The organism is Embleya sp. L77 (assembly GCF_055557415.1).
Map to the genome: position 1 here is coordinate 5,261,236 of NZ_CM145709.1, position 21,201 is coordinate 5,282,436.

The window sequence follows — 21,201 nt, forward strand, 5'->3', positions numbered from 1 at the left end:
GGGCAGCGGCCGGGCGGGGCGGGCGGGTTGCGCCGGGCGGGCGGGGTCGGGGAGCCGGCGCAAGGGGCCGCGATCGGCGAAGCCTTGGGTCGTGGGCCCGGGAGCGGCGAAGCCGCAGTGGTGGCCGGGGGCAAGTCCCGAGCCGCCCGCGGGGGATTCGCGGCCTCGTGAAACGATGCCCGGCATGCCAGTCACGTCCCGCGCCGTGGGCCTCGCCGCAGGTGTCCTCCTGGACGCCGCCTTCGGAGACCCCCGTCGCGGCCACCCCGTGGCCGGCTTCGGGAGCGCGGCCGGTCGGCTGGAACGGGCCCTGTACCGCGACGACCGCGCCCGCGGCGTCGCGCACACGGCGCTGTGCGTCGCCGGCACCGTCGGCCTCGGCCTCGGGCTGCGCCGCTCGGTCGCCGGCCGCCCGCTCGCCGGCGCCGTGGTCACCGCCGGATGCACGTGGGCCGTCCTCGGCGGCACCACCCTGCGCCGCGAGGCCCGGCTGATCGCCGCCCCGCTGGTGGCCGGCGACCTGCCCGCCGCCCGGGCCGCGCTGCCCCGCCTGGTCGGCCGCGACCCGGCCCGCCTGGACGACAGGGGCATCGCCCGCGCCGTGGTCGAATCGGTCGCCGAAAACACCTCCGACGCCGTGGTCGCCCCGCTGTTCTGGGGCGCCGTCGCGGGCATCCCGGGCCTCCTGGGCTATCGCGCGATCAACACCCTCGACGCGATGGTCGGCCACCACAGCGCACGGTACGAGAACTTCGGCTGGGCCTCGGCCCGCCTCGACGACGCGGCCAATTGGCTGCCCGCCCGCCTCACCGGCCTGCTCACCGTCGCCGCCGCCCCGGTGGTCGGCGGCGACCCGGCCCGCGCGTGGGTCGTCCTGCGTCGGGACGGCGGCAGCCATCCCAGCCCCAACGCGGGCCGCTGCGAGGCATCCGCCGCCGGCGCGCTGGACGTACGCCTGGGCGGCCGCAACGTCTACGCCGGCCGCACCGAGGACCGCCCCACGCTCGGCGACGGCCCGCCGCCGGGCCCCACCGACATCGACCGCGCGAACCGGCTCTCCGCCACGGTCGGCCTGGCCTCGGCGGCCCTGGCCGTCGCCGTCGCCGCCGCGCGCACCGCGTCGCGTCCCCGAACGGTCCGTCGAAAGGCACATCGATGAACGGCGCCCTCCTGGTGGCCGGCACCACCTCCGACGCGGGCAAGAGCGTCGTGGTCGCCGGGCTGTGTCGACGGCTCGTTCGTGAGGGCGTCAAGGTCGCGCCGTTCAAGGCGCAGAACATGTCGCTCAACTCGATGGTCACCGTCGACGGTGCGGAGATCGGTCGCGCCCAGGCGATGCAGGCCGCCGCCGCGCGGATCGAGCCGGAGGCGGTGATGAACCCGGTGCTGCTCAAGCCCGGCGGGCTGATGAGCAGTCAGGTCGTGCTGCTGGGCAAGCCGATCGCCGAGGTCGGCGCGCTGAACTACCGCGACCTGAAGCCGCGTCTGTTCGAGGCCGTGCTCGAATCGCTGGCCGATCTGCGGGCCCGCTACGACGTGGTGGTGTGCGAGGGCGCGGGCAGCCCGACCGAGATCAACCTGCGCGACCGGGACATCACCAACATGGGCCTGGCCCGGGCCGCGAACCTGCCGGTGCTCGTGGTCGGCGACATCGACCGGGGCGGCGTCTTCGCGTCCTTCTTCGGCACCCTCGCGCTGCTCTCACCCGAGGATCAGGCGCTGGTCTGCGGCTTCGTGATCAACAAGTTCCGCGGCGACGCGCGCCTGCTCGACCCGGCGCTGACCCGGATGCGCGAACTCACCGGACGTCCGGTCCTGGGCGTGCTGCCTTTCCTGGGCGGCCTGTGGCTGGACGTGGAGGACTCGCTCGCACTCGACGCCGACCGGGGCACGCCACAACCGCCGCTCGGCGCGGATGTCCTGCGGGTGGCGGTGCTCCGACTGCCGCGGATCAGCAACTTCACCGACATCGACGCGCTTTCGGTCGAACCCGGCGTCGTGGTCCGCTTCGTGAGCACACCGGGCGAGATCGCCGACGCCGACCTGGTGGTGCTGCCCGGCACCCGCGCCACCGTCGCCGACCTGGCCTGGCTGCGCGAGCGCGGCCTGGATACCGCGCTGGCCCGCCGCGCCGCCGAGGGGCGACCGGTACTCGGGATCTGCGGCGGCTATCAGATGCTCGGCCACGAGATCCACGACGACGTGGAGAGCCGCGCGGGTACCGTGCCGGGCCTGGGCCTGCTCCCGGTCCGGATACGCTTCGCCGCCGACAAGACGCTGGCCCGCCCGCGCGGATTCGCCGCCGGCGAGCCGGTGACCGGGTACGAGATCCATCACGGCATCGTCGACGTCGAGGCAGGCGAGCCGGTGTTCACCGGCGCCGACGGCACCGCGCTGGACGGTTGTCGGGTCGGCGCGGTGACCGGCACGCTGTGGCACGGCGCCCTGGAGAACGACGGCTTCCGCCGGGCGTTCCTGACCCGGACCGCCGAACTGGCCGGCCGGCGGTTCCTCGTCTCGCCCGACACCTCCTTCGAGGCGGCCCGGCAGAACCGGCTGGACGCGCTGGGCGATCTGGTCGCCGACCACCTGGACAACGCGGCGGTGGACCGGCTGATCACCGCGGGCGCGCCCCTCGGCCTGCCGTTCGTGCCACCGGGCGCGTAGGGCCTGTTGGACAGGCCCTGGCGTCCCCAAGTCCTGGGGAAATACCCCGGACGAGCCGCCGCCCGATCGCCGATGATGGATTTCGGGGGCGTGGACGCACGCGCAATCGGGGTGGAAGGGCGGGGGCTCACGATGCGGATCCTGCTGGCCGGAGACACGCACGGCAACACCGGACACGTGCGGCGGCTGCTCGACGCCGCCGCGGAACTCGACGTCGATCTGATCTTCCAACTCGGCGACTTCGGCTTCTGGGAGCACGAGGCGTCCGGCGTCCGCTACCTGGACGCGGTCAACCGCTCCGCTCGCTCGCGCGGCGTCGACGTGTACTTCCTGGACGGGAACCACGACAAGACCTCGCTGCTGATGGAGTCCTACGGCGACCAGCGGGACGAACACGGCTTTGTGGTCGTGCGCCCCCGGGTGCGCTACGCGCCGCGCGGGCACCGCTGGTCCTGGCGCGGGACGCACTTCCTCGCCTTCGGCGGTGCCCTCTCGCTGGACCGCGAGCAGCGGCTCGCCGAGGAGCGCCGGCGCCACGAGAAGGCGCAGCGCAAGGAGAGCTTCCGGCGCGGCGCGGGTCGGCCGCCCGGCGACGTACCCGACTTCGCGGGCACCCTGTGGTTCCCCGAGGAACAGGCCACCGACGCGGACGTCGACGCGATCCTGACCGACCCGGCGCCGGTCGACATCCTGCTCACCCACGACAAGCCGCTGCGCACCGCGCCCGAGTTCAACCGCAAGGACGACCCGCGCTGCCTGCCCAACCAGCAACGCGTCCAGCGCCTCGTGGACGCCTACCGGCCCACCCTGGCCGCGCACGGCCACCTGCACTTCCGGTACACCGAGGAACTCGCCCACCCGGACGGCTCGTCCACCCGCGTCGAGGGCCTGGCCGCCGACCCGATGGCCTCCTACGACGTGCCCGGCTACCGCATCCCCGACTCCTGGCACGTCCTCGACCTCACCGACCCGACCCCCACGGCGGGCCCCGACCCGGACACCGTCGGAGCGGGCAGCACCTCCTGACCGAAGGTCGGAACGTACGGGCCGAGACAAACGGTTGATCGATCGCGGGTGCGGCATGTGACCGTTCCCGGGCCCCCCTTGCCGGGGACGGGCCGGGCGTGGATAACCTCGGCGAACACATGATCGGATCGCCGACCGGGGCCGGGGCGGAATCATCGGGCCGGCGGTCCAGGGGAGGACTGGCATGTCCGACATGCCCACTGCCGCCGACGGCGCACGTCCGCCGCGCGGCGCATCGACCGGCGGACCCACCGAATCCGAGAACGAGCACGAACCACGGCCCGAGGTCCGGGAGATCGGAACGGCCGAGGCTCACCCCGAGGCGATACCCGGCCGGGACGCCATCGGCGACGGCCGCGCCCGGACGCCCGACGCGGCGGAGCCCGTCACAGCGACGCCCGACTCACCCGACGTGTCCACCGCACCGACGACACCCGCCGAAACCCCGGAAGCAGCCGAGGCGTCCACCGCCCCTCCGGCACTCCGGACACCCCAGGCACCCGCGGCGCGGCAGACGCCCGAGGGGCCCGCCGCGCCTGCGGCTACCCCGATACCCCAGGCACCCGCAGCGCCGCAATCGCCCGAGGGGCCCGCCGCGCCTGCGGCTACCCCGATACCCCAGGCACCCGCAGCGCCGCAATCGCCCGAGGGGCCCGCCGCGCCCCGGATGCCCGACGCATCCGCGGCGCCCGCAGCTTCCGCGTCGTCAGCCTCGCCCGCGCCGCCCCCGATACCCACCACACCCCCGCCGGCACCGAACCCCGAAACGCCCGAATTCCCCTCCCAGGTCGGTTTCTACGGACCCCTCCCCTTCATTCCCCCGCCCGACCAGCAGCGCCGCAACGCCCGCCGGCACCTGCTCGCCGCGGCCGGTGGCGTGCTCGCGATCCTCGCGCTGCTCGCGTCCCTCGCCATCGGTGGCGTCTTCGACACACCGCCCTCCCCGGCCGCCGCGCCGATCGCGGAGCAGAACGGTGCCGAGACCTCCGCGAAGACCGAGGACAAGGCTCCGGTCACCCGGATCGCGACGTCCGACGTGGCCTTCCTGGCCGACAACCGCACCCAGGCCCTCAAGTCCGGCAACGCCGACGCGTTCGTGGCCGGCATCGACCCCGCCGCCACCGAACTGATCGCCGCACAGCGCCGGGTGTTCGCCAACCTTCGGCTGTTCCCGTTCACGAGCGTCGAATTCCGGCCACCCACGGCGTACATCGACGCCGGCACCGACGCCGGCCCGCTCACCCGGGACGTGAACGTCGTATTCGCCCACCAGGTGACCGGCGTGGACAGCGAGCCGATCGCCGAGCGCTACATCTGGACGGTCTCTCGCGCCTCGGTCGGCGCCCCGCTGGTGATCACCAAGATCACCGGCGCCTCGACCCGCGGCGGCGGCAACGCCTACCCCGCGCCCTGGGACGAGGGCGAACTCGCGCTGATCGAACGCCCGCACGTGCTCCTCGCCGTGCCCGTCAAGAACAAGGCCAAGGCCGCGGCCTGGGCCGATCGTGCGGAGAGCGCGCTCAAGAAGAACCTCGCGGTGTGGAAGGGCCCGGCCATCACGCCGCAGCGCTACGTCGTCTACGTCACGCCCGACCACGACACCTTCACCCGCGCGCTGTCCGGCAACGACCTGCCCAACGTCACCGGCGTGTGCCGCACGATGCCGCCGGCCCGCCCGGTCAGCCGCGACCAGCCGATGGCCGGCAGCCGGATCACCCTGGACGGCTCGGACGGCATGTTCACCAAGGGCGACGGCGAACAGCAGATGCACCTGATGCGGCACGAGCTCGGTCACGCCATGGTCGCCGAGTTCGAGCGAGGCGGCGACGGGCCGCCGCTGTGGGTCTCCGAGGGCTTCGCCGAGTACCTCGCCTGGACCGACCTCTCGCTCGCCGAGTGGTTCCAGCCGGACGCCCGCGACCAGGTCCGGGCGGGCAAGTTCAGCGGCAGGTTGCCCACCGACACCGAGGTCAACTCGCCCGACGCCAAGACCTCGACCGTCGGCTACCACTACAGCATGCTCGCCATCCGCTACATCGCGGAGAAGTACGGCGCGGCCAAGGCCGACGTGTTCGTGGTCGCGGTGTACAAGGACTCCACCCCGGCCGCCCTGGACGCCGCGCTCAAGGAGGCGACCGGCCTGGACCGGGACACCTTCGAAAGCAACTGGGCCAAGTACGTCAAGACCAAGGTGGGCAACTGACGTGCACCCGTACGACCCGTACGGCCTGTGGCCGGACGCCGTCGAACCACGGCGCTCCCGACCGTGGGCGATCTGCGTCGCACTGCTCGGCGGCCTGCTCTCGCTCTCCTTCGTGCTCGGCGCGGTGTCGGCCGGCGGCCGGCTCGCCGGGCTCGACACCGCCGAACGGCTGCTCGGCCACGACCGATCGGCGTCGGCTCCGGCCATCGACCGCTCCGCGTCCGGCACCACCGACCCGGGGGCGCCCGCCGCCGACGCGAGCGGGTACTCGAACCGGATCAGCACCCGCGTGTACGCCCGGGTGGCAGCCCTGGTAACCACCCGATCGGCGGCCTTCGAGCGCGGTGACGAAACCGCCTTCCTGGCCCGTGTCGACCGGCAGGACACCACCCTGCTCGACGGTCAGCGCCGGTTGTTCGCCAACCTGCGCAAGGTTCCGTTCGACACCGCCCGCTGGCGGCCGGTCGGCGCCGGCACGACGGTGACCGCCGACGGCTCCAGCGCGGAGCAGGCCGGCACCGCCGCCGCATGGCCGGTGACCGTGAGCCTGAACGTCGCCTTCGAACACGCCATCACCGGCGTCGACCTGGGCCCCGTTCCGGAGACCTACGTCTGGAAGGCCCGCTGCGCCGGCCCCGACGACCCGTGCACCCTCATCGGCCTGGACGGCGCCGCCGACGACGACACCAAGTCCGGCTTCGCCGGCTACCCCGCCGCGTGGGATCTGTGGGACATGCGCGTCGAACGGCGCCCACACGTGGTGCTGATGGGCCCCGGGCAGGACGCGGCCGCCCTGCGCCGCAACGCGGATCTGGCCGAACAGGCCGCCGTGTACACGCTCGGCGCCTGGAAGGGCGGCTCCGGCACCTCGCCCGGTTTCGCCCTCGTGCTGACCTCGTCCCGGGCGTCCTTCGGCAAGCTGTACAGCAGCGGCGACGTGCAGGAGTGGGCGGCGGGCTACGCACTGGCCATGCCCGGGACCGACCGGTCCATCGGCGGCGTGCGCATGGTCGTGGACGACGACCAACTCGCCGGCGACGCGGCGTTCGCGCCGATCCTGCTCCGGCACGAGATGACGCACGCCCTGGTCGCCCCGCTGGCCCGACCCGGCCGCGGCGCCGAACTGCCGACCTGGCTGGCCGAAGGGTTCGCCGACTGGCAGGCGGAGGCCGACCGGCCGCTCGCGCCCGTGGTCACCCGCAACATCCGCGCGCTGATCGACCGGGGGAGGTTCACCGGCGAACTGCCCGCCGAGGGCGACTTCGAGACCAGCGACGAGGACCGGGTCGAGAACGCCTACAACCTGGCCCACCTGATGCTGCGTTACCTGGCCAAGACCTTCGGCGCGGAGCGGGTGTGCGCCTTCTACACGGACAGCGTCAGCGGCCGATACGGCTCCACGGACGAGGCGCTGACCGCGTCCTTCGGCATCACGCCGGACCGACTCCGCACCGATTGGGCGGCCTGGGTCCGCAAAACCGTCTGACCGCCGAAAGACCCGAAAGCCGAAGGACCCGAAGGACCGGAAAGACCCGAAGCCGCCGGGGGATTCGCATCCCCCGGCGGCTTCCGTCGGATCCTCGCCGGGCACCCGCGTCAGGCGCCCATCGCAAGCACCGGCGGCCGTACCGGCTCGGCGAGCCACTGCGCGCCCTCGACGTCCGCCACGCCGAACGCGAGCACCAGCGCCCGGGTCGCCGACGGCTCGTACGGCTGGAACAACAGCCGCATCCCGGCCTCGGCCGGCGTCCGGGCCGCCTTGCGCTGATTGTCGCTCCCGCACGCGGCGACCGTGTTCAGCCACGAGTCCGCGCCACCACGCGAACGCGGCAGCACGTGGTCCACCGTGGTCGCCCGCCCACCGCAGTACGCGCAGCGCCGGTTGTCCCGGAGCAGCACACCCCGACGCGACCACGAGGCCTGTTGTCGGAACGGCACCCGGACGAACTTGAGCAACCGGATCACCCGCGGCAACGGGAACTCGGCAGTCGCGGCCCGCACCACCCGGCCGGGATCCACGTGCTCGACGACGGCCTTCTCCTGCAGCACCAACACGAGCGCGCGCTTGAACGACACCGTCGCCAGCGGCTGGTACGTCGCGTTCAGCACCAACGTCTCCCGCATGCGACCTCCCCTCACCTGGTCGACGAGGGGACGAGCGAGCACACCCGGACGCGCACCGAACCGGCCGGGCGCGACCACGCGCTCAGCTTTGGGGCGGTGCTGCGACGCTCATGCGCACCCTTCGACTCGACGAACCGTCAGTACGGACAACTCGACCACTGTGCCTTTTGAACGATCACCGGGACAACGCAATTACCGGACGGGAATTCGCGCCGGGCCGGCCGATTGTGATCAGCCCGCGCGCGGCGCCACGATCACTGCGCGTACGTGTTCACCAGGACCGCGCGCGCGAGCGTGTGCGAGAACAGGTTGAAGCCCACGAACGCCGGCGTCGCGCTCTCGTCCACGCCGAGCTTGTCCACGTCCAGCGCGTGCACGGTGAAGACGTACCGGTGCGGGTAGTGCCCGGGCGGCGGGGCGGCACCGACATAGCCCGGACCGCCGGTGTCGTTGCGCACGTGGAAGGCACCCGAGGGCAGCGCCTTGCCGTCGGGTGCGCCCGCGCCGGTCGCCAACTCGGTGACGCCCGCCGGGATGTCCACCACGACCCAGTGCCAGAAACCGCTGTGCGTCGGCGCGTCCGGGTCGAAGCAGGTCACCGCGAAGCTCTTGGTGTCGGCCGGGAAGCCGGACCAGGACAACTGCGGCGAAATGTCCTCGCCGCCCGCCCCCATCACACCGCTGACCTGAGCGGTCGGCAGGGTCGGACCGTCCGACAGATCCCGGCTGGTGACCGCGAAGGAGGGCCGCTCCGGCAGGTAGTCGTAGGGCATCGAGGGCTTGTTGGGCTCGGTCACGCGAGGCTCCGATCGTGCTCGGTGGCACCCGGCCGCCTGCCGGGCGCCTCGTCCGAACGAGCCTATTCTCACCGTCGGCCAAACCGGCGAAGATCACATAGGTATCCTCGCGCCAACAGGGGGGAGGCATCCGGGGTGACCCAGCCGACGCACGACACCGGCGATGCCGCCGACGACGCCCCGTCCGGCATATCCGCCGCGGCCGTCGACCGAGTCGACATCACGGACAAGGCGATACCCGAGGCCGCACCGGCCCGGCCGCGATCCGTCGCGCGCCGACTCGCCGCACCGCTGATCGCCCTGCTGCTCGCGCTCACCGCCCTGATCGTCTTCGGCGTCACCCTCAGCGGACCGGGCAGCGCGAAGCCGCGCAACACCGACGGCGCGTTCGGCCCACGCCCGGGCACCGCGACACCGGTGGCCCCCGCCCACGGCCCGGCGATCGCCACCGCCGACATCCAGACCCTGGCCGACCGCCGCACCAAGGCGCTGATCGGCCGGGACGAGCAGGCATTCACCGCGGACCTCGACCCGGACGTCCCCGACCTGGTCGCCGGCCAACGGCGGCTGTTCGCCAACCTCGGTCGGGTGTCCTTCGACCAGGTCGGCTACCGCGTCGAGACGGTGCAGACCATGCCCGCCACCGACGAGCGGATCACCGCCTACGTGGACATCTCCTTCGACCACCGGATCTCGACCGCCGACACCGCGACCGTTGGCGAGGGCTACCGCTGGACCGTGGTCCGGGCCGGCCCCGATGCCCCGCTGCTCATCTCCGCCGTCGACGGCACCCCCTACGACGGGGCCGGCTACGCATACGCCCGGGACTACCCGGCCCCATGGGACCACGCCGACCTGACCGTGGTCCGCCGCGCCCACGTGGTCGTCCTCGCCGACCCGGCCACCTCCGCCGGCGCCGACCGACTCGCCGACGACGCCGAGGAGGCCGCGCGCGCCGACATCGAGACCTGGGCCGACGGCGGACCGCCCGGCACCGCACCCGGCTTCGTGATCGTCCCGGTCGCCGACCGCGACACCTTCTACCGGCTGTACGGCGGACGCACCGGCGAACACGGTGAGGAATCCGGCCTGACCTACGCGCTGCGCACCATCGACCCGGCCGGCAAGGGGCGCTTCGGCGGCTCCCGGATCGTCCTGGACACCACCTCGGGCTGGTTCACCTCGCCCAACCCGCAGCGGCTCGGCGAACTGCTGCGCCACGAAATGGCCCACGCGCTGGTCACCCCGCTGCGCAACGAGGTGCCCAACCAGGACCAACCCGTCTGGGTCGTCGAGGGTTTCGCCGACTGGCTCGCGCTGCGCGGCCGAACCCTGCTCGGCACCGACGAGCTGTACGAGGCCAGGACCTACCTCGCCGCGAACCGCTTCACCGGCAAACTGCCCACGGACAACGAGCTTTACCAGGCCGACACGGTCGGCAACGCCGCCGCGTACGAGCTCGCCCACCTGGCGATCCGCCGGATCGAGGAGATCGGCGGCACCCTGGCCGTGTACGGCTTCGTCACCGCCGTCTACGCCGACCCGGCCCCGGCCGCCGTGGACGCGGCGATCGGCAAGGCGACCGGCATGCCGCGGGCGAAATTCGAGGCGGACTGGGCGGCCCGGGTCCACGCCCTCCTGGACGCGTGACGCACCGGGCCGCCGCCCCTGCCGGACGAACCCGCTCCGGCAGGGGACACCTTCGTGCTAGAACCAGCCGCGGCGCTGCCCCAGTTCCTGGAACCAGCCGTGCAGATAGGCGTTCCAGTCGGTCTGCTGCGCGGTGCCGTGGTTCACGGTGAACCGCCGGATCGCGTCGCTCCCGCCGGAGAGCGCGCCGCCCTTCTTGTCGATCTCCAGGATCACCTCGGTCGCGTGCTCGGCCGACACGAAGGTCAACTCGACCTCGTTGATGCCGCGCGCATACGCCTGCGGCGGAGCGAACTCGATCTCCTGGTAGAACGGCAACCGCTGATCGACCCCGCGGATGTGCCCCTGCTCCAGGTCGGCGGCCTTGAAGTGGAAGCCCAGGTTCCCGAAGGCGTCGAGGATCAACGCCTGCGCCGGAAACGGGCCCACCGCGATCGGGTCGAGGTCGCCCTTGTCGATCGCCCGATCGATGGCCAACTCGGTCCGCACGCCGATCGTGGTCCCGCGCAGCTGCACCCCGCGGAACGTGGTCAGCGGCGTCTCCCACGGCACCGGCAGCCGGAACTGCAGATCGTGCGTCGCGCCCTCGCGCAGGTCGAACCCGCCGCCCACCTGATGCCGGCCGAACTCGACGTTCCGCCGCTGCTCGCCGTCCTGGGTCTCCACCTCGACGACGGCCTGGAAGCCGACGAACAAGCCCTCGATCCGCTGGTCGACCTTGCCGCCCTGGACCCGGATCCGTCCCTCGACCACAGCGCCCGGCATGGTCTCGGCGGAGTGCAGCTCGGTCTCCACCGAGGCGCTCCCCGCACCCATACTCGCCATCAACTTCTTGAACACCACATGTCCTCCCCGATGATCGTCCCGACGGCCCATTCCATCACGCGTGCCCGGCCGCTCTAAGCTGGCTCGTCATGCGTGCCTCCACCGCCGATCCCGTCGATCCCACCGAACCGCTGCCGCGCTCGTTCTTCGACCGCCCGGTCCTGGCCGTCGCAGCCGATCTGCTCGGCCGAACCGTCGTACACGAGACCGAGGCCGGCCCGGTCGAGCTGCGGCTGACCGAGGTCGAGGCCTACGACGGCGCCAACGACCCCGGCTCGCACGCCTTCCGTGGCAGGACCGCCCGCAACGCGACGATGTTCGGCCCACCCGGACACCTGTACGTCTACTTCACGTACGGCATGTACTACTGCGCGAACCTGGTCTGTGGCCCACCCGGCCGCGCCTCCGGGGTGCTGCTGCGTGGTGGCGAGATCACCGCCGGAACCGCCCTGGCCCGCGCCCGCCGCCCCACCACCCGCAAGGACACCGACCTCGCGAGCGGCCCCGCCCGCCTGGCCATGGCGCTGGCGCTGGATCGCACCCAGGACGGCACCGACGTCTGCGACCCCACCGGCCCGGTGCGCGTCCTGTTCGGCACACCACCCGCCCGCACCGCCATCCGAACCGGCCCACGCACCGGCGTCGGCGGTGGCGGCGCCACCCAACCGTGGCGCTTCCACATCGACGGCGACCCGACGGTCAGCCCGTACCGGGCCCACCAACCCCGCAAGCGCACCGCCAAGCCGGCCGCCGAAGCCGGCAGCCAAAGCGGTTAGCGCACAGGGCGGCGCGTCGGGCACCCTGTAACCGCTGTACCGGCCGAATGCGCGCACCCGCTGCACCTGCCGCATGCGGCCGCGCCGGCCGTATCCGCGTATCCGTATCCGCTGTATCCGTTGTATCCGTTGTATCGACCGAGGAGACCGAGCACTGTGACGGACATCGTCGACGAGTTGCGGTGGCGGGGCCTGCTGGCCCAGACCACCGACGAGGACGCGCTCAAGAAGGCGTTCGCGGACGGTCCCGTCACGGCGTATTGCGGGTTCGACCCGACCGCGGCCAGCCTGCACGTCGGCCACCTCACCCAGGTACTGACCCTGCGCCGGCTGCAACTCTTCGGCCACCGCCCGATCGCCCTGGTCGGCGGCGCCACCGGTCTGATCGGCGACCCCAAGCCCTCGGCCGAGCGCGCGATGAACGAGGTCGCCACCGTCGAGACCTGGACCGACCGGATCCGGGGCCAACTCTCCGCGTTCCTCGACTTCGACGGCACCGAGCCGAACACCGCCGTGATGGCGAACAACCACGACTGGATCTCGCAGCTGAGCATCGTCGAGTACCTGCGCGACGTGGGCAAGCACTTCAGCGTCAACCAGATGCTCGCGCGCGAGACGGTGAAGTCCCGGCTCGCCGGCGAGGGCATGAGCTACACCGAGTTCAGCTACGTGCTGCTCCAGTCCTACGACTTCGTCGAGCTCTACCGGCGGCACGGCTGCACGCTCCAGATCGGCGGCAGCGACCAATGGGGCAACATCACTGCCGGCCTCGACCTGATCCGCCGCATCACCGGCAACGAGCCGCACGGCCAGGCACACGCGCTGACCACCAACCTGCTCACCAAGGCGGACGGCAGCAAGTTCGGCAAGACCGAGGGCGGCACGGTCTGGCTCGACCCCGAGCTGACCACGCCGTACGCCTTCTACCAGTTCTGGCTGGGCGCCGACGACCGTGACGTGTCGCGCTACCTGCGCACCTTCAGCTTCCGCTCGCGCGAGGAGATCGAGACCCTCGAACGAGACAGCGAGGAGCGCCCCGCCGCCCGCATCGGCCAGCGCGCCCTCGCCGAGGAACTGACCACGCTGGTACACGGCGCCGACCAGTGCACCGCGGTGGTCGAGGCCAGCAAGGCACTGTTCGGCCAGGGCGACCTGACCGCGCTGGACGAGGCGACGCTCCGCTCGGCGGTCGCGGAACTCCCCGGCGCACAACTGACGGAGAGCCCGACGGTGGTCGACGCCCTGGTGGCCACCGGCCTCGCCCCGAGCAAGGGCGGTGCCCGGCGCACCATCAAGGAGGGCGGCGCCTACCTCAACAACGCCAAGGTGACCGACGAGGACGCGGTGATCGCCGCGACCGACCTGCTGCACGGCCGCTGGGCCCTGCTCCGCCGCGGCAAGCGCAACCTCGCCGCGGCGGAGATCACCGCCTGACACAAGGCAGTTGATGGTCCATCAGCCACATCGTCGGATCACTCGTCGAGCCGGTTCCCGACCCGTTCCACTGGGTATAGGGGACCGGCTTGACCCGTCCAAGAGGGTGGTTTAAGCTCGTACGAGTCGCAACTTCGGGAGATCCGGACAGGCGCGCCCTCAACACCGGCGCGATGGCCGATCCCACCGCGACTCACACCCCAACACGATCCATCCGGAAACGGACGGCCTTCGGCCGTTCCGTCCCTGTGGTGTCTCCGTGACGGGCGTGAACCAGTGGAACCAGTGATACACACAAGGCCCTTTGTGAAGCGCGCGGAATTTGATCATCCAAATTCCGGGGGTTTTATTTGTGCTGCCATTTATTACTGGGAATCACATTCCTTGGAATGAGATTCGGCATTATGGCGGAAACCTGGTAAGGTTGAGGCATCGAGTACCGGAGAGATCCGGAGCACGACGCGCGGCTCGCAGGCCGCCGGCGCCGCAGGATTGATCATGCGGAGTCGGTGGAGGCGGGAAAACGGGTCTGCTAGGCTCGGCGGGCCGGAAGCGGAAGAAACGCAAGTTTCGAAAGCGGAAGGCACAAAGCGAAGGACGAAAAGCGGGTCGCAAGATCTGCTAGAGTCCGGGAGGCGGAAAACGCGGAAACGCGGTGGAAGCCGAAAGCGAGGAAAGCGAAGCCGCCGAAACGGTGTGCTAAGCTGGAAAAGCGAAAGCGAAACAAAAGAAACACCGAACGTTAAACGCCCGGAGGGCGCGGTTGATTCCGCACCGAAGGAAGCGTCCGTTCCTTGAGAACTCAACAGCGTGCCAAAAGTCAACGCCAAAGAAACACCCCCGGCGCTGAGCGTCTTCCCACTCGGGGAGCAGCGGTCAGTGTTGGTGGTTCCTTTGAAGAAAATCCTGGGTCCTGTCAGTGGGCCCAGGTCACAGCAAGGACGCCGGCGACATACCTGGATTATTCCTTCGGGAGAGTCGCCGCTCACTTATTGTGTTCCACCGGATTACCGGTGAACATCAATGGAGAGTTTGATCCTGGCTCAGGACGAACGCTGGCGGCGTGCTTAACACATGCAAGTCGAACGCTGAAGCCCTTCGGGGTGGATGAGTGGCGAACGGGTGAGTAACACGTGGGCAACCTGCCCTGCACTCTGGGATAACTTCGGGAAACCGGAGCTAATACCGGATAACATCCTCCTCCGCATGGTGGGGGGTTGAAAGTTCCGGCGGTGCAGGATGGGCCCGCGGCCTATCAGCTTGTTGGTGGGGTAGTGGCCTACCAAGGCGACGACGGGTAGCCGGCCTGAGAGGGCGACCGGCCACACTGGGACTGAGACACGGCCCAGACTCCTACGGGAGGCAGCAGTGGGGAATATTGCGCAATGGGCGAAAGCCTGACGCAGCGACGCCGCGTGAGGGATGACGGCCTTCGGGTTGTAAACCTCTTTCAGCAGGGAAGAAGCGAAAGTGACGGTACCTGCAGAAGAAGCACCGGCTAACTACGTGCCAGCAGCCGCGGTAATACGTAGGGTGCGAGCGTTGTCCGGAATTATTGGGCGTAAAGAGCTCGTAGGCGGCCTGTCGCGTCGGATGTGAAAACTCGGGGCTTAACCCCGAGCCTGCATTCGATACGGGCAGGCTAGAGTTCGGCAGGGGAGACTGGAATTCCTGGTGTAGCGGTGAAATGCGCAGATATCAGGAGGAACACCGGTGGCGAAGGCGGGTCTCTGGGCCGATACTGACGCTGAGGAGCGAAAGCGTGGGGAGCGAACAGGATTAGATACCCTGGTAGTCCACGCCGTAAACGTTGGGAACTAGGTGTGGGCGACATTCCACGTCGTCCGTGCCGCAGCTAACGCATTAAGTTCCCCGCCTGGGGAGTACGGCCGCAAGGCTAAAACTCAAAGGAATTGACGGGGGCCCGCACAAGAGGCGGAGCATGTGGCTTAATTCGACGCAACGCGAAGAACCTTACCAAGGCTTGACATACACCGGAAACATCTGGAGACAGGTGCCCCTTTTGGTCGGTGTACAGGTGGTGCATGGCTGTCGTCAGCTCGTGTCGTGAGATGTTGGGTTAAGTCCCGCAACGAGCGCAACCCTCGTTCTGTGTTGCCAGCATGCCCTTCGGGGTGATGGGGACTCACAGGAGACTGCCGGGGTCAACTCGGAGGAAGGTGGGGACGACGTCAAGTCATCATGCCCCTTATGTCTTGGGCTGCACACGTGCTACAATGGCCGGTACAATGAGCTGCGATACCGCGAGGTGGAGCGAATCTCAAAAAGCCGGTCTCAGTTCGGATCGGGGTCTGCAACTCGACCCCGTGAAGTCGGAGTCTCTAGTAATCGCAGATCAGCATTGCTGCGGTGAATACGTTCCCGGGCCTTGTACACACCGCCCGTCACGTCACGAAAGTCGGTAACACCCGAAGCCGGTGGCCCAACTCGCAAGAGGGGGAGCCGTCGAAGGTGGGACCAGCGATTGGGACGAAGTCGTAACAAGGTAGCCGTACCGGAAGGTGCGGCTGGATCACCTCCTTTCTAAGGAGCACATAGCCGAATGTGACCATCTGTGTCACACGGTTGCTCATGGGTGGAACGTTGACTATTCGGTCCGTGACTGGACCCTGATTCGCAAGTACTGCCCGCGAGGGCGTGGAAAGCGATGGCGGGTAAGGGAGCGGGTCGGGCACGTTGTTGGGTCCTGAGGGAATGGGCCCGGCCCCACAGTCTTCGGGCTGTTGGGGCTGGTCTGTTGTCTCGGGAAGGTTCCGATCCTCGGACGGTCTTCGAACCGCCAGTCGCAAGATTGGTAGGCGTGGCCATGGTGTCTGTGGGAATCGGTTGTTGTTTGAGAACTGCACAGTGGACGCGAGCATCTGTGGCCAAGTTGTTAAGGGCGCACGGTGGATGCCTAGGTACCAGGAACCGATGAAGGACGTGGGAGGCCGCGATAGGCCCCGGGGAGCTGTCAACCGAGCTGTGATCCGGGGGTGTCCGAATGGGGAAACCCGGCAGTCGTCATGGGCTGTCACCCGCACCTGAATATATAGGGTGTGTGGAGGGAACGCGGGGAAGTGAAACATCTCAGTACCCGCAGGAAGAGAAAACAACCGTGATTCCGAGAGTAGTGGCGAGCGAAATCGGATGAGGCTAAACCGGTCACGTGTGATACCCGGCAGGGGTTGCGTGATCGGGGTCGTGGGAGTGTGCTTGATCGGTCTGCCGGCCGGTCGGCGAGTCAGAAACCGTACATGTAGTCGAAGGACATGCGAAAGGTCCGGCGTAGAGGGTAAGACCCCCGTAGACGAAACATGTGCGGCTTGCTTGCGCATTTCCCAAGTAGCACGGGGCCCGAGAAATCCCGTGTGAATCCGGCGGGACCACCCGCTAAGCCTAAATATTCCCTGGTGACCGATAGCGGACTAGTACCGTGAGGGAAAGGTGAAAAGTACCCCGGGAGGGGAGTGAAATAGTACCTGAAACCGTGTGCCTACAAGCCGTGGGAGCGTCGTCATCCGCGTTTAGTCGTGGGTGGCCGTGACTGCGTGCCTTTTGAAGAATGAGCCTGCGAGTTTGCGGTGTGTGGCGAGGTTAACCCGTGTGGGGTAGCCGTAGCGAAAGCGAGTCCGAACAGGGCGATTGAGTCGCGCGCCCAAGACCCGAAGCGGAGTGATCTAGCCATGGGCAGGGTGAAGCGCGGGTAAGACCGTGTGGAGGCCCGAACCCACCAGGGTTGAAAACCTGGGGGATGACCTGTGGTTAGGGGTGAAAGGCCAATCAAACTCCGTGATAGCTGGTTCTCCCCGAAATGCATTTAGGTGCAGCGTCGTGTGTTTCTTGCCGGAGGTAGAGCACTGGATTGTTGATGGGCCTCACCAGGTTACTGAGATAAGCCAAACTCCGAATGCCGGTAAGTGAGAGCGCGGCAGTGAGACTGCGGGGGATAAGCTCCGTGGTCGAGAGGGAAACAGCCCAGAGCACCGACTAAGGCCCCCAAGCGTGCGCTAAGTGGGAAAGGATGTGGAGTCGCAGAGACAACCAGGAGGTTGGCTTAGAAGCAGCCACCCTTGAAAGAGTGCGTAATAGCTCACTGGTCAAGTGATTCCGCGCCGATAATGTAGCGGGGCTCAAGCGCACCGCCGAAGTCGTGTCATTCGTGCATATAGCCAAGCCTTCGTGGTTCAGGCGTACGGATGGGTAGGGGAGCGTCGTGCAGCGAGTGAAGTCGCGGTGGAAACCAGCGGTGGACGCTGCACGAGTGAGAATGCAGGCATGAGTAGCGAATCACACGTGAGAAACGTGTGCGCCGGATGACCAAGGGTTCCTGGGGCAGGCTAATCCGCCCAGGGTAAGTCGGGACCTAAGGCGAGGCCGACAGGCGTAGTCGATGGACAACGGGTTGATATTCCCGTACCCGCTACGATGCGCCAGCGCTGAACCTCGTGATGTTAAGGCCGTGAAGCCGCCGGGATCCTTCGGGTGAACGGTTTTGGTGGAGCCGCCGAACCAATCGGGTAGTAGGTGAGCGATGGGGTGACGCAGGAAGGTAGTCCAGCCCGGGCGGTGGTAGTCCCGGGGTAAGGGTGTAGGGCGTTGTGTAGGCAAATCCGCACAACACGAGCCTGAGACCTGATGCCGACCCGATTGTGGGGAAGTGGATGATCCTATGCTGCCGAGAAAAGCCTCTAGCGAGTGTCGTGGCGGCCCGTACCCCAAACCGACTCAGGTGGTCAGGTAGAGAATACTAAGGCGTTCGGGTGAACTGTGGTTAAGGAACTCGGCAAAATGCCCCCGTAACTTCGGGAGAAGGGGGGCCATTGTTGGTGAGGAGACTTGCTCTCCGAGCTGGTGGTGGCCGCAGAGACCAGCGAGAAGCGACTGTTTACTAAAAACACAGGTCCGTGCGAAGTCGTAAGACGATGTATACGGACTGACGCCTGCCCGGTGCTGGAACGTTAAGGGGACCGGTTAGCTCTTCGGGGCGAGGCTGAGAACTTAAGCGCCAGTAAACGGCGGTGGTAACTATAACCATCCTAAGGTAGCGAAATTCCTTGTCGGGTAAGTTCCGACCTGCACGAATGGCGTAACGACTTCTCGACTGTCTCAACCACAGGCCCGGTGAAATTGCACTACGAGTAAAGATGCTCGTTTCGCGCAGCAGGACGGAAAGACCCCGGGACCTTTACTATAGTTTGATATTGGTGTTCGGTTCGGCTTGTGTAGGATAGGTGGGAGACTTTGAAGCGGACACGCCAGTGTTCGTGGAGTCATCGTTGAAATACCACTCTGGTCGTGCTGGATGTCTAACCTGGGTCCGTGATCCGGATCAGGGACAGTGTCTGATGGGTAGTTTAACTGGGGCGGTTGCCTCCTAAAGGGTAACGGAGGCGCCCAAAGGTTCCCTCATCCTGGTTGGCAATCAGGTGTCGAGTGTAAGTGCACAAGGGAGCTTGACTGTGAGACCGACAGGTCGAGCAGGTGCGAAAGCAGGGACTAGTGATCCGGCGGTGGCTTGTGGAAGCGCCGTCGCTCAACGGATAAAAGGTACCCCGGGGATAACAGGCTGATCTTCCCCAAGAGTCCATATCGACGGGATGGTTTGGCACCTCGATGTCGGCTCGTCGCATCCTGGGGCTGGAGTAGGTCCCAAGGGTTGGGCTGTTCGCCCATTAAAGCGGTACGCGAGCTGGGTTTAGAACGTCGTGAGACAGTTCGGTCCCTATCCGCTGTGCGCGTAGGAGTCTTGAGAAGGGCTGTCCCTAGTACGAGAGGACCGGGACGGACGAACCTCTGGTGTGCCAGTTGTTCTGCCAAGGGCATGGCTGGTTGGCTACGTTCGGGAGGGATAACCGCTGAAAGCATCTAAGCGGGAAGCTTGCTTCGAGATGAGGACTCCCACCAACTTCGGTTGGGTAAGGCCCCCGAGAGACGATCGGGTTGATAGGCCGGGTGTGGAAGCCCTGTAAGGGGTGGAGCTGACCGGTACTAATAGGCCGAGGACTTGTCCTCAGTTGCTACGCGTCCACTGTGTGGTTCCCGAACCGCAATCGGTTTCGGGGAACCCGTTTTGATAATTGAATCACCGCATGTGATTTCTGGTTCACCGAACGACCCTATTGTTGGGTTCGATGGTTTTCCGGTGGTCTTGGCGGAGAGGAAACGCCCGGTCTCATTCCGAACCCGGAAGCTAAGCTCTCCAGCGCCGATGGTACTGCACTCGAAGGGGTGTGGGAGAGTAGGACGCCGCCGGAATCTACGTGAGTAAGGGGCCCCACCCCGGTGGGGCCCCTTATTTTTTTATCCGGATTTATTTACCGTGGCGACCCCTGTTCACAGGGGTTCATGGCCACTGTCGGGTGCGCCGACTTCGTTCGTCATACGGGACAATGGTGGTCGAGCCACAGGCGACTGCGTACCCGTACGACGATCACGAGGAGCAAATCCCATGTCCAATCCCCCCTCCGAGGGACGGCCGAGTCGCCGTCCCAGTGGATCGCAGTACTCGGGGGGCGGTGGCGGTGGTGATCGCCGGCCGTTCAACCGTGACGATCGCGGTGGCCGTCCGGCTTCCGGTGGTCGTGATCAGGGCAGCCGTGACGACCGTGGCGGTTCGCGTCCTCCGTTCAATCGTGACGACCGCGGCGGTAGCCGTGGTGCGGGCGCTGGCCGCCCCCAGTCCGGTGGCCGTCCGCAGTCCGGTGGTCGGGACGATCGTGGTGGCGCTTCGCGTCCCCCCTTCAATCGTGACGACCGTTCCGGCGGTGGCTCGCGTCCGCCGTACCGCTCGGACCGTCCGGAGCGTTCGGACCGGCCCGCTCGCGACGACCGTGGCGGGCGCCCGTCGTACGGCAACCGCGACGACCGTGGTGGCTCGCGTCCTCCGTTCAACCGTGACGACCGAGGCGCTGGGCGTCCGCAGTCCGGTGGTCGCGACGACCGTGGTGGCGCTTCGCGTCCCTCCTTCAATCGTGACGACCGTTCCGGCGGTGGCTCGCGTCCGCCGTACCGCTCGGACCGTCCGGAGCGCTCCGACCGGCCCGGCCGCGACGACCGTGATGGCTCGCGTGCGCCTTTCCGGGCGGATGGTCCCGAGCGTGACCGGGGCCAGTCGCGTACGTCCTACGGGGCACGTGGCGACCACGCGATCTCGCGGCCGAGCCGCGAGGACCGCGACGGTGGCTCGCGTCCTCCGTTCAACCGTGACGACCGTGGTGGCTCCCGACCGTCGTACGGCAACCGCGACGACCGTGGTGGTTCGCGTCCCGCGTTCAACCGGGACGACCGCGGTGGGGATCGTCGGCCTTCGGCCGGTCGTGACGACCGGCCCGGGTTCCGCGAGGAGCGGGGCGGGGATCGTCGTCCGTCGTTCAACCGGGACGACCGTGGTGGCGCTTCGCGTCCTTCCTTCAACCGTGACGACCGTTCCGGCGGTGGCTCGCGTCCGCCGTACCGCTCGGACCGTCCGGAGCGCTCCGACCGGCCCGGCCGCGACGACCGTGGTGGCTCGCGCCCCTCGTTCGGCAACCGCGACGACCGTGGCGGCGCCGGTGGGCGGCTGCCGTCGCGTTCGGATCGTGGGGACCGTCCGGCGCGCGACGACCGTGGTGCCGGGCGTCCGCCGTTCAACCGGGACGACCGCGGTGGGGATCGTCGGCCTTCGGCCGGTCGTGACGACCGGCCCGGGTTCCGCGAG

11 protein-coding genes and 3 rRNA genes are annotated in these 21,201 nt (G+C 68.3%); 11 read left to right on the top strand and 3 right to left on the bottom strand.

What is annotated here, in order from left to right:
- The first annotated feature begins 184 nt into the window (after nt 1-184).
- The 5 genes from ACZOOI_RS22615 (at nt 185) to ACZOOI_RS22635 (ending at nt 7,382) form a co-directional block, all read left to right on the top strand.
- Complete coding sequence (locus tag ACZOOI_RS22615) at nt 185-1,159, top strand: cobalamin biosynthesis protein (RefSeq protein ID WP_465277520.1); 975 nt, start codon at nt 185-187, stop codon at nt 1,157-1,159.
- Nucleotides 1,156-2,667: a cobyric acid synthase gene (locus tag ACZOOI_RS22620; RefSeq protein WP_465277521.1), complete on the top strand. Its 1,512-nt coding sequence runs from the start codon at nt 1,156-1,158 to the stop codon at nt 2,665-2,667. Before ACZOOI_RS22615 ends, ACZOOI_RS22620 begins: the two co-directional genes overlap by 4 nt.
- Before the next feature lie 90 nt (nt 2,668-2,757).
- On the top strand, nt 2,758-3,693 hold the full coding sequence (locus ACZOOI_RS22625; protein ID WP_465277522.1) for a metallophosphoesterase family protein: 936 nt from the start codon (nt 2,758-2,760) through the stop codon (nt 3,691-3,693).
- Between the two features lie 667 nt (nt 3,694-4,360).
- The gene (locus ACZOOI_RS22630) at nt 4,361-5,896 is read left to right on the top strand and encodes a hypothetical protein (RefSeq protein ID WP_465277523.1); all 1,536 of its coding nucleotides are present in this window, start codon (nt 4,361-4,363) and stop codon (nt 5,894-5,896) included.
- A gap of 1 nt (nt 5,897) precedes the next feature.
- Nucleotides 5,898-7,382, top strand: a complete 1,485-nt coding sequence (locus ACZOOI_RS22635) for a peptidase MA family metallohydrolase (RefSeq protein WP_465277524.1) — start codon at nt 5,898-5,900, stop codon at nt 7,380-7,382.
- A 110-nt stretch (nt 7,383-7,492) separates the two neighbouring features.
- Here ACZOOI_RS22635 and ACZOOI_RS22640 read toward each other — a convergent pair whose 3' ends face one another.
- The gene (locus tag ACZOOI_RS22640) at nt 7,493-8,020 is read right to left on the bottom strand and encodes an HNH endonuclease (RefSeq protein ID WP_020556146.1); all 528 of its coding nucleotides are present in this window, start codon (nt 8,018-8,020) and stop codon (nt 7,493-7,495) included.
- Nucleotides 8,021-8,274: 254 nt separating this feature from the next.
- On the bottom strand, nt 8,275-8,817 hold the full coding sequence (locus ACZOOI_RS22645) for a YbhB/YbcL family Raf kinase inhibitor-like protein (RefSeq protein WP_465277525.1): 543 nt from the start codon (nt 8,815-8,817) through the stop codon (nt 8,275-8,277).
- Between the two features lie 135 nt (nt 8,818-8,952).
- Between ACZOOI_RS22645 and ACZOOI_RS22650 the strand changes: the two genes are divergently transcribed.
- Nucleotides 8,953-10,467: a hypothetical protein gene (locus ACZOOI_RS22650; RefSeq protein ID WP_465277526.1), complete on the top strand. Its 1,515-nt coding sequence runs from the start codon at nt 8,953-8,955 to the stop codon at nt 10,465-10,467.
- A gap of 57 nt (nt 10,468-10,524) precedes the next feature.
- Here the strand turns inward: ACZOOI_RS22650 and ACZOOI_RS22655 are convergent, their stop codons facing one another.
- Nucleotides 10,525-11,310 carry a sporulation protein gene (locus ACZOOI_RS22655; RefSeq protein WP_465277527.1) on the bottom strand — a complete coding sequence of 262 codons (786 nt, stop codon included), beginning with the start codon at nt 11,308-11,310 and terminating at the stop codon, nt 10,525-10,527.
- A gap of 71 nt (nt 11,311-11,381) precedes the next feature.
- Between ACZOOI_RS22655 and ACZOOI_RS22660 the strand changes: the two genes are divergently transcribed.
- The 5 genes from ACZOOI_RS22660 to rrf all read left to right on the top strand — a co-directional run bounded on the left by ACZOOI_RS22660 (nt 11,382) and on the right by rrf (nt 19,760).
- Nucleotides 11,382-12,068 (top strand): DNA-3-methyladenine glycosylase, encoded by a 687-nt coding sequence (locus ACZOOI_RS22660; RefSeq protein ID WP_465277528.1) that lies wholly within the window; start codon nt 11,382-11,384, stop codon nt 12,066-12,068.
- 156 nt (nt 12,069-12,224) lie between these two features.
- Nucleotides 12,225-13,502, top strand: a complete 1,278-nt coding sequence (gene tyrS / locus ACZOOI_RS22665; protein WP_465277529.1) for a tyrosine--tRNA ligase — start codon at nt 12,225-12,227, stop codon at nt 13,500-13,502.
- A gap of 1,020 nt (nt 13,503-14,522) precedes the next feature.
- Nucleotides 14,523-16,046, top strand: a 16S ribosomal RNA gene (locus ACZOOI_RS22670).
- 342 nt (nt 16,047-16,388) lie between these two features.
- Nucleotides 16,389-19,517: ribosomal RNA gene (locus tag ACZOOI_RS22675) — 23S ribosomal RNA — on the top strand.
- A gap of 126 nt (nt 19,518-19,643) precedes the next feature.
- Nucleotides 19,644-19,760 (top strand): 5S ribosomal RNA (rrf, locus tag ACZOOI_RS22680).
- The 16S, 23S and 5S rRNA genes sit together here, the layout of an rRNA operon.
- Nucleotides 19,761-21,201 lie beyond the last annotated feature (1,441 nt).

Excerpts from the sequence above, each read along its gene's own strand:
- ACZOOI_RS22630 (WP_465277523.1), top strand. The coding sequence starts at position 4,361 with ATGCCCGACGCATCCGCGGCGCCCGCAGCTTCCGCGTCGTCAGCCTCG.
- ACZOOI_RS22620 (WP_465277521.1), top strand. The coding sequence starts at position 1,156 with ATGAACGGCGCCCTCCTGGTGGCCGGCACCACCTCCGACGCGGGCAAG.
- ACZOOI_RS22615 (WP_465277520.1), top strand. The coding sequence starts at position 185 with ATGCCAGTCACGTCCCGCGCCGTGGGCCTCGCCGCAGGTGTCCTCCTG.
- ACZOOI_RS22640 (WP_020556146.1), bottom strand. The coding sequence starts at position 8,020 with ATGCGGGAGACGTTGGTGCTGAACGCGACGTACCAGCCGCTGGCGACG.
- ACZOOI_RS22660 (WP_465277528.1), top strand. The coding sequence starts at position 11,382 with ATGCGTGCCTCCACCGCCGATCCCGTCGATCCCACCGAACCGCTGCCG.